The organism is Cellulomonas citrea (assembly GCF_009829685.1).
Lineage (GTDB): Bacteria > Actinomycetota > Actinomycetes > Actinomycetales > Cellulomonadaceae > Cellulomonas > Cellulomonas citrea.
Genome location: NZ_VWSD01000118.1, coordinates 1 through 9,149, shown reverse-complemented (window position 1 = coordinate 9,149; position 9,149 = coordinate 1). Strand labels below are relative to the sequence as shown.

Here is a 9,149-nt window from a genome sequence, read left to right as displayed (position 1 = left end):
GACGGCTGCGCGCCGGCCGACGGGGCAGCCGGCGCGGTCGCGTCGGGCCCGGCCGCGACCAAGGGGGCGTCGGAAGCATGAGGGACGACGACCGCCGGTGCCTTGGCGAACGGCCACGGAGCCGACGGCGTGGCATCGGGCATGAGCCGCTCGACCCCGTCGGCCCCGGTGGTCCACTGGGTCATCGGTGCGGCGAGCATCGGGTAGACGTTCCACCGCGTCTCGCCCGCGCTGGTGGCGGGTGCGAAGGCCCACCACTGGCCACCGCTGGGGTAGCCGCCGTAGTCGTTGGCGAGGATGCGCACCGGGCGTCCGTCCTGGTCGTAGACCTGGGCCGCCGGCACCGGGTTCCCGTCGCCGTCGTAGACGAACAGGTTGGTGGCCGGCGCACCGTCGACGACCACGCCGTCGGACGGGCCGGACGACGTGTCGATCCAGTTCGTCCGCACCACCGGGGTGGAGGCCCGCGCCAGCGCGGGGACCGCCGCGAGCACGGCGACGGCGCTCACGACGAGCAGCACCCGGTGCCACGCCCCGCGGGTGGGCCACCGGCCCCGGCCCCACTGGACCGATCCGATGACGAGCGCACCGAGCAGCGCGACCTCCGGGAGCGAGGTCGGCAGCAGCGTGCGCTCCTGGTCCCCGGCGACGACGCCGATCACCTGCCACAGCACCCAGGCCCGCAGCACCCACCACACCGGGCGCAGCGCGAGCGCGAACTCCTCGAACGCGGGCCACCCGGGCCGGGTCCGCAGCGCGTCGAGCAGCCGCCGGGCCCGCCGGGCGAGCGCCAGGAACGGGGCGTCGATGATCTCGCCGAACCGGCGCCGACGGCGGGTCGGCAGCACCCCGGTGAGCCCAGCGGCGACGAGCAGCTCCTGGGCGTACTCGGACGCGGGCCCGAAGACCTGTTCCGCGCTCTGGCCGACGACCCCCCTGCCCTCGTCGGCCAGAGCGTCGGCGAGGTTGGCCTCGAGCCCGTCGGTGAGGTCCTCGACCTGCTCCGGCCCCAGCCCGGTGAGCGCGGCACGGACGGCCGCGGCGTACCCGGCGACGTCGATGGTGGTGGTGCTCATGCTGCGGCCTCCATGGTGAGCAGCCGGTCCATGACCTCGGCGAAGCTCGTCCAGTCCTTGCGCTGGGTGTCGAGCATCGCCCGACCCTGCGGGTTGATCCCGTAGTACTTGCGGTGCGGGCCCTCGTCCGACGGCACGACGTACGAGGTGAGCGCCCCGGCCGCGTACAACCGGCGCAGCGTCCCGTAGACGGAGGCGTCCCCGACCTCGTCGATCCCGGCGGACCGCAACCGGCGGACGACGTCGTACCCGTACCCGTCCTCGGCCTCCACGACGGCGAGCACCGCGAGGTCGAGCACCCCCTTGAGCAGCTGTGTGGTGTCCATCCGCGCCTCCCGGCCATGACCGCCTGACTGACGCGTGACACACTACCGCGCGCTCCGCAGTACCGTCAGCAGCGCAACACCGGCGCGTCGGGCAGCCGCCCGACGGGTGCGGTGCCCGACGGGTGCGGCGCCCGACGCCAGCCCGGGCCCGACCGGCGCCAGCCAGGTCGCCGACCGACGTCAGCCCGCCAGGCTCCAGGCGATGCCGTCGAGGATGTCGTGCTCGGAGGTGACCACCTGGGTGAGCTCACCACCGGCCGCGGCGACCGCCTCGCGCACCCGGGTCACCACCCGCGCCCACACGAGGGCACCCGCGCCGATGACGTCCACCCGGCCCGGGTGCATGAAGCCCAGCTCGGCGCGCCGCGCACGGCTGCGGCCCAGCAGGTCCTCGCAGGCCGCCAGCACCTCGTCGACCTCCAGCACCGACCCGTCGATGCGCAGGTGGTCGTAGCGCTCCAGCCCCAGCGCGTGGGCGGTCACCGTCGTCACCGAACCCGCCAGCCCGACGAGCGTGCCCGTCCCGCCCAGCGGCACGTGCGCGGCGGCCTCGTCCAGGGCCCGGTCGACGTCGGTCACCGCTGCGGCGATCTCGTCGGGGGTCGGCGGGTCGGAGTGCAGGTGCCGTTCGGTGAGCCGCACGGACCCCACGTCCATCGACCAGGCGGCGCTCGGCCGCTGCGTACCGGTCACCAGCTCCGTCGAGCCACCGCCCAGGTCGACCACCGTGAACGGGCCGGCGAACCGGTCGGCGAGCACGCCGACCGCACCGCGGAACGACAGCGCGGCCTCCTCCTCGCCGGCGACCACCTCCGGCTCGACACCGAGCGCGGCCCGCACCCCCGCCACGAACTCGCCGCGGTTGGCCGCGTCCCGGGTCGCCGACGTCGCGACGAACCGCACCGTCTCGACACCCGCCTGGCGGCACACCTCGGCGTACTCCCTGGTGGTCGCCAAGGTGCGGGCCAACGCGTCCGGCGCGAGCAGCCCGGTGCGGTCGACGCCCTGCCCGAGCCGGACCACCGCCGAGCGGCGCACCACGTCGTGCAGCCCCGTCTCGTCGATCTGCGCGACGAGCAACCGGATCGAGTTCGTCCCGCAGTCGATGGCAGCCACACGAGTCACCGGGACATCCTGCCAGCGTCACGGGGGTGCCCGGTGCGCCACCCGGCAGGGAGGCCGCGGGCGCCGCCGACCGCGGGGCACGGGACGTCCGGCACGCCCGGCAGATGCACCGTCGGGCCCGCGACGACCCTCAGCAGGTGCAGCGGTCCGGGCGCCACACGTCGCGCAGCAGCTCCAGCACCTCGTCGCCGATCGGGTTCACCCCGGGTCCCGCGGCCAGGGAGTGCGCCACCAGCACGTGCAGGCACTTCACGCGGGTCGGCATCCCCCCGGCCGACACCCCGGCGATCTGCTCGACGTGCCCCAGCTCCGCACGGTCACGCAGGTAGGCCTCGTGCGCCGCCCGGTACGCCGCCGCGAGCTCGTCGTCCTCGCCCAGCCGCGCCGTGAGCTCACGCATGAGGCCCCCCGCCTCCAGCGTGCTCACCGCCGCCACCGCGCCGGGGCTCGTGAGGTAGTACGTCGTCGGGAACGGGGTGCCGTCGGGCAGCAGCGGCGCCGTGCGCACCACCGTCGGGCGCCCGCACACGCAGCGCGCGGCGACCGCGACCACCCCGCGCGGCACCCGGCCGAGCTGGGCGGCGACGACGTCGAGATCAGCAGGGTCCACAGCCACGGGGCCATTCTCCCCCGCCGACGCGCGCGCTCACGACCCGGTCAGCCCGCCGGGGCGTCACCCGCGACCTGCACCGACCGCCACACCGAGACGTACCAGGGCGAGCCCGCCGAGGCCTGGACGGACCCGGCAGGCCCGTCCGATGCGGTCGGCGCCTCCTGCACCGCCCCCGGGTCGACGACGCGGTACGCCCGCTCCCCCGGCAGCACGAAGGCCAGCCGCTCGCGCGCCTGCGAGGTGACGAAGGCCGGGTCCTGCCAGCGCTGCAGCTGGTTCTGCAGGTCGTCGTTGTGCGCCTGGGCGGCCGCGACCTGCGCGTCGAGCGCCGCGAGCTGGGCCCGTTGCGCCAGGTAGGCGTGCAGCGTCGGGTACACGAGCACGAACGCGAGCATGACGACCACACCGAGCACCATGGCGCGAGCGGTGAACAGCCGCGGCACGCTCACCCGTTCCTCGGTGACGGCCCCACCGGTCGGTGCCGGACCCGTCCTGGCGCGCCCGGCGGGGCGGCTCGCATCACGCCGCACGGCGGCCGGGCGCCCGCTCGTCGCCTCGGGCTTGTACTGCTGACGAGGGGTCGCGGCGCGCGCACCCGCGGACCTGGTCGTCGCACCGGTCGCGGCCGTCGAGGCGCCGCCCGACCTCGTCCCGGTCGCGCCCCGGCCCCCGGACGCCGAACCTGCCGCACCGGCCGAGGTGCGCGCAGGCGACGGCGCGGTCGGACGACGGGCGGCGGGCATGCCTCCGATTGTGCCTGCCGGCGCCGCGCGGACGGACCGGCGCGCCGCCGTACCGGCGAACCCACCCGCGGCCGGTGCCCGCACCCGCGGGGTCGCAGAGGTGCTCGTCGCGGCGGTCGCGACCTCCCCGGACGCACGAGGGGCCGGTGACCCGAAGGTCACCGGCCCCTCGCCGGACGTGCTGCCCGTCAGGCCGAGAAGCGCGGGAAGGCGCTCTTGCCGGCGTAGACACCGGCCTCGTCGAGCTCCTCCTCGATGCGCAGGAGCTGGTTGTACTTGTTGATCCGCTCACCGCGGGCCGGGGCGCCGGTCTTGATCTGCCCGGCGTTGGTGGCCACGGCCAGGTCCGCGATGGTGGTGTCCTCGGTCTCGCCGGAGCGGTGCGAGGTCATCGTGCGGAAGCCGTTGCGGTTGGCCAGCTCGACCGCGTCCAGCGTCTCGGTGAGCGTGCCGATCTGGTTGAGCTTGACCAGCAGGGCGTTGGCGGCCTTGAGCTCGATGCCCTTGGCCAGGCGGATCGGGTTGGTGACGAACAGGTCGTCGCCGACGATCTGCACCTTGTCGCCGACCTCGGTCACCAGCTGCGACCAGGTGCCCCACTCGTCCTCGCTCAGCGGGTCCTCGATGGACACCAGCGGGTAGTCGCGGACCAGCTGCTCGTAGTACGCGATCATGAACTCGGGCGTCTGGGCCTTGCCCTCGAACTGGTAGGCGCCGTCCTTGAAGAACTCGGTCGCGGCCACGTCCAGCGCCAGACCGACGTCCTTGCCCGGCACGAAGCCAGCCTTCTCGATCGCGGTGAGGATGAGGTCGAGCGCGGCGCGGTTGCTCGCCAGGTTCGGCGCGAAGCCGCCCTCGTCGCCCAGACCGGTCGACAGGCCCTGAGCCTTGAGCACCGACTTGAGGGAGTGGTAGACCTCGGCGCCGGTGCGCAGGGCCTCCTTGAACGTGGTGGCACCGAACGGCGCGACCATGAACTCCTGGATGTCGACGTTCGAGTCGGCGTGCGAGCCGCCGTTGAGGATGTTCATCATCGGCACCGGCAGCACGTGCGCGTTCGGGCCGCCGACGTAGCGGAACAGCGGCAGGTCGGCCGAGTCGGCCGCAGCCTTCGCCACGGCGAGCGAGACGCCGAGGATGGCGTTCGCGCCGAGCTTGCCCTTGTTGGCGGTGCCGTCCAGGTCCAGCAGGGCCTGGTCGACCAGGCGCTGCTCGGTGGCCTCGAAGCCGATGAGCTCGGGGGCGATCTCGTCGATCACCGCGTTGACGGCGTCCTGCACGCCCTTGCCGAGGTAGCGCGACTTGTCGCCGTCCCGGCGCTCGACGGCCTCGAACGCACCGGTGGATGCACCGGACGGAACAGCGGCCCGGGCGATGGTGCCGTCCTCGAGGGCGACCTCGACCTCCACGGTCGGGTTGCCCCGGGAGTCCAGGATCTCGCGGGCGCCGACGGCCTCGATGGTGGCCATGCTTGCTCCTTCGACGTTTTCGTGTGGGTAACGAGGTCAGCCTAACGAACTCCCGAACCCTCGGCGTCAGGACCTTTGCCTGCCGATGACCCTGCCTCGGTGATCTCGGTAGCCCGCACAGCGGCCTCCCAGCGCGTCGTCGCCCGGCGCAGGGCGCCCTCGGCATCCAGGCCGGGGTGCTCGTGCACGAGCGCGAGCAACGCGCGCCCGAGCGCGTCGTCCTCGCCGTCGTCGTCCGCCACCGGCGCCGGCACCACCTCAGGGTCCACCCCGGCCCGCCGGGCGCGCTGGGCCAGCTTGGCCGCCCTCGCCAGGGCGGGCAGCGACGCCGGCACCCCGTCGAGGGCCGACGTGCGTTCCGGCTTCTCCAGCCGCTTGAGCCGGTCCCACTGGGCGTGCAGGTCGCCGTCGACAGGCGCCTCGGCGAACACGTGCGGGTGCCGCCCGACGAGCTTGGCGACCAGCGTGTCGGCCACGTCGTCCAGGTCGAACGGCTCGTCGGGGTCCTCCTGCGCAACCCGGGCGTGGAACACGACCTGGAGCAGCACATCGCCCAGCTCCTCGCGCATCCCGGAGCGGTCGCCGGCGTCGACCGCCTCGGCCAGCTCGTGCGACTCCTCCAGCAGGTAGGGCACGAGGCTGGCGTGCGTCTGCGCCGCATCCCACGGGCAGCCGCCCGGTGAGCGCAACCGGTCCATCACCGCCACGAGACGGTCGAGCGACGCGCTCACCGCAGCTCGCTCACCGCAGCCGGGTCACGGCGCAGGCGTCAGCGCGGCGGTCGGCGCCGCCGTGGCCACCTGCCAGGCGGGCTGCGTCGGCGCCGTCACGACGCTGGTCACGGAGGCCGCGGCCGGGTCGAAGGTGCCGAAGCGCGGGTTCACCGTGATCGAGGCGTCCTTGAGCGCGGTCGCGAGGTCCGCGGCGATGGCCGAGGCCTGCGGCGACTGCGCGATCTTGTTGGCGGTCAGCTCGAACCGCGCGATCGCGAGGGTGCCGGCCGAGTCCGGCACGGCGCCCTTGCCGGCGAACGCCGAGGCGATCGCGGCCTTCGCGTCGTCCTCCGAGACGGCCACGTCGTGCTTCTGGGCGACCTCGAGGTAGATCGGCTCGAGCACGAGCTCGTTGAGCACCGCCGAGGCCGAGACCTGGCCCGACAGCGGGGTGAAGTCGGCGATCGTGGTGGAGACCTCGTGCGTGGTGATGTCCTGGCCGTTCACCGTGGCCGCGACGCCGGGCTTGGCCGAGCACCCCGCCAGCGCACCGACCAGCGCCACCGCACCCGCCACGAGGGCGACCGACCGGCGGCCCCCCGTCATGCGTGCACCTGACCGACGCGCACCTGACCGAACGATCACCGCTGACCTCCACACCTCACGCGACACCTCACGACGGGCACACCTCGGGTTCGGGCCCGCCACATCGTAGGCCCCGGACCTGGGCCACCGGGCCGTTCAGCGGGGACGGGTGCCGACCGCAGCGGCCGCCGACACGTCGCCCAGCAGCACCGCGTCGATGAGCTGACGGGCCCAGCGCAGCACGTCACCACCGTGCAGCGGCTTGCCGCCGATGCGCGCGGTCGTCGGGAACGGCACGAGCACGGTGCGCACCGCAGGTTTGAGCACCACCCCGGGGTAGAGCCGCTTGAGCCGCAGCTGGGCCGACTCGGCGAGCTCGACCGGCGCGAACCGCACGAACTTGCCCTGCGCGGTCACGTCCGTGAGCCCCGCCCGGCGCGCGTGCAGCCGGAAGCCGGCCACCTCGAACAGGTTCTCCACCGGCGGCGGCACCGGCCCGTAGCGGTCCACCAGCTCGGCGCGGGCCGCGTCCAGGCCCGCCTCGTCGGTCGCCGTCGCGATCGTGCGGTACGCCTCGAGGCGCAGCCGCTCGTGCGCGATGTAGTCGTGCGGCAGGTGGGCGTCCACCGGCAGCTCGATCGTCATGTCGGGCTGCTCGGCGGACTCCTCGCCACGGAACTCCGCGACGGCCTCGCCGACCATCCGCACGTACAGGTCGAAGCCGACGCCCTCGATGTGCCCGGACTGCTCACCGCCCAGCAGGTTGCCCGCCCCGCGGATCTCCAGGTCCTTCATCGCCACGGCCATCCCGGCGCCCAGGTCGGTGTTCGCCGCGATCGTGGCCAGCCGGTCGTGCGCCGTCTGGGTCAGCGGCACCTCCGGCGGGTAGAGGAAGTAGGCGTACGCGCGCTCGCGCCCACGACCCACCCGGCCGCGCAGCTGGTGCAGCTGGGACAGCCCGAGCCGGTCGGCACGCTCCAGGATGAGCGTGTTCGCGTTGGAGATGTCCAGCCCGGTCTCGATGATCGTCGTGCACACGAGGACGTCGAACGACTTCTCCCAGAAGTCCAGCATGACCTTCTCCAGCTGGCCCTCGCCCATCTTCCCGTGGGCCACCGCGATCCGGGCCTCGGGCACCAGCTGCGCCAGCCGCTCGGCCGTGCGGTGGATCGACTCGACCCGGTTGTGCACGTAGAACACCTGGCCCTCGCGCAGCAGCTCGCGGCGGATCGCCGCGGTGATCTGCTTCTCCTCGTACGCCCCGACGAAGGTGAGCACCGGGTGCCGCTCCTCCGGCGGGGTGGCCAGCGTCGACATCTCACGGATGCCGGTGACGGCCATCTCCAGGGTGCGCGGGATCGGGGTGGCGCTCATCGCGAGCACGTCGACGTTGGTGCGCAGCGCCTTGAGCGTCTCCTTGTGCTCGACGCCGAACCGCTGCTCCTCGTCGACCACGACGAGGCCGAGGTCCTTGAACCGCACCGAGCCGGTGAGCAGCCGGTGCGTGCCGATGACCACGTCGACGCTGCCGTCGGCCAGCCCGTCGAGCACCTCCTTCGACTCGGCGTCGGTCTGGAACCTCGACAGCGCCTTCACGGTCACCGGGAACGGGGCGTACCGCTCGACGAACGTGTCGTAGTGCTGCTGGACCAGCAGCGTCGTGGGCACCAGCACCGCGACCTGCTTACCGTCCTGCACGGCCTTGAACGCCGCGCGCACGGCGATCTCGGTCTTGCCGTAGCCGACGTCACCGCAGATCAGACGGTCCATCGGGATCGGCTTGGCCATATCGGCCTTGACCTCGTCGATGGTGACGAGCTGGTCCGCCGTCTCGGTGTAGGCGAAGGCGTCCTCCAGCTCGCGCTGCCACGGGGTGTCCGGCCCGAAGGCGTGCCCCGGGGTCGCCATCCGCGCCGAGTACAGCCGGATGAGCTCCCCGGCGATCTCGCGGACCGCCTTGCGGGCCCGGCCCTTGGTGCGGGCCCAGTCCCCGCCGCCCATCTTGTTGAGCGTCGGGGCCTCCCCGCCGACGTACCGGGTCACCTGGTCCAGACCGTCGGTGGGCACGAAGAGCCGGTCGCCCGGCTGCCCGCGCTTGCTCGACGCGTACTCGATCACGAGGTACTCACGCGTGGCGGCGGACGCCCCCGAGCCGATGGTGCGCTGCACCAGCTCGACGAACCGCCCCACCCCGTGCTGCTCGTGCACGACGAAGTCGCCCGGGCGCAGCTGCAGCGGGTCGACGACGTTGCGTCGCCGGCTCGGCATCTTGCGCATGTCCTTGGTGGACGTGCCCTGCCGCCCGGTGAGGTCGGACTCGCTGAACACGGCCAGGTGCAGCTCGGGCGCCACGAAGCCTGGGCCGAGCTGGGCCGGCACGACGTGCACGAGCCCGCCGTCCGGCACCTGCTCGACGGCGCCCACCAGGCGCGCCGGGACCTGCGCCGCCCCGAGCTGCTCGACCATCCGCTGGGCCGGGCCGTGCCCGTCGGTGGCCAG

9 protein-coding genes are annotated in these 9,149 nt (G+C 73.7%); all 9 read right to left on the bottom strand.

Annotated elements, in window-relative coordinates; translation table 11 throughout:
- A partial coding sequence (locus F2B26_RS12155) for a hypothetical protein (protein WP_159809727.1) occupies positions 1-1,076 on the bottom strand: 1,076 nt, incomplete at its 3' end.
- Complete coding sequence (locus F2B26_RS12150; RefSeq protein WP_159809725.1) at positions 1,073-1,402, bottom strand: PadR family transcriptional regulator; 330 nt, start codon at positions 1,400-1,402, stop codon at positions 1,073-1,075. The genes F2B26_RS12155 and F2B26_RS12150, both read right to left, overlap by 4 nt.
- Before the next feature lie 180 nt (positions 1,403-1,582).
- Entirely contained in the window at positions 1,583-2,527 is a 945-nt protein-coding gene (locus F2B26_RS12145; protein ID WP_159809723.1) for a Ppx/GppA phosphatase family protein, read from the bottom strand.
- A 130-nt stretch (positions 2,528-2,657) separates the two neighbouring features.
- Entirely contained in the window at positions 2,658-3,143 is a 486-nt protein-coding gene (locus F2B26_RS12140; protein ID WP_159809721.1) for a DUF501 domain-containing protein, read from the bottom strand.
- A 41-nt stretch (positions 3,144-3,184) separates the two neighbouring features.
- A complete protein-coding gene (locus F2B26_RS17475; RefSeq protein ID WP_235929642.1) occupies positions 3,185-3,883 on the bottom strand; it encodes an FtsB family cell division protein in 699 nt (232 codons plus the stop codon).
- Between the two features lie 188 nt (positions 3,884-4,071).
- On the bottom strand, positions 4,072-5,352 hold the full coding sequence (gene eno, locus F2B26_RS12130; protein WP_159809719.1) for a phosphopyruvate hydratase: 1,281 nt from the start codon (positions 5,350-5,352) through the stop codon (positions 4,072-4,074).
- 41 nt (positions 5,353-5,393) lie between these two features.
- The gene (locus F2B26_RS12125) at positions 5,394-6,083 is read right to left on the bottom strand and encodes a nucleoside triphosphate pyrophosphohydrolase (protein ID WP_235929641.1); all 690 of its coding nucleotides are present in this window, start codon (positions 6,081-6,083) and stop codon (positions 5,394-5,396) included.
- Positions 6,084-6,107: 24 nt separating this feature from the next.
- The gene (locus F2B26_RS12120) at positions 6,108-6,671 is read right to left on the bottom strand and encodes a SurA N-terminal domain-containing protein (RefSeq protein ID WP_159809717.1); all 564 of its coding nucleotides are present in this window, start codon (positions 6,669-6,671) and stop codon (positions 6,108-6,110) included.
- Positions 6,672-6,806: 135 nt separating this feature from the next.
- Positions 6,807-9,149: transcription-repair coupling factor (gene mfd / locus F2B26_RS12115; protein WP_159809715.1), on the bottom strand; the 2,343-nt coding region annotated here is incomplete at its 5' end.

Coding starts and splice junctions, on each gene's coding strand:
- F2B26_RS17475 (WP_235929642.1), bottom strand. CDS start 3,883: ATGCCCGCCGCCCGTCGTCCGACCGCGCCGTCGCCTGCGCGCACCTCG.
- eno (WP_159809719.1), bottom strand. CDS start 5,352: ATGGCCACCATCGAGGCCGTCGGCGCCCGCGAGATCCTGGACTCCCGG.
- F2B26_RS12150 (WP_159809725.1), bottom strand. CDS start 1,402: ATGGACACCACACAGCTGCTCAAGGGGGTGCTCGACCTCGCGGTGCTC.
- F2B26_RS12120 (WP_159809717.1), bottom strand. CDS start 6,671: ATGACGGGGGGCCGCCGGTCGGTCGCCCTCGTGGCGGGTGCGGTGGCG.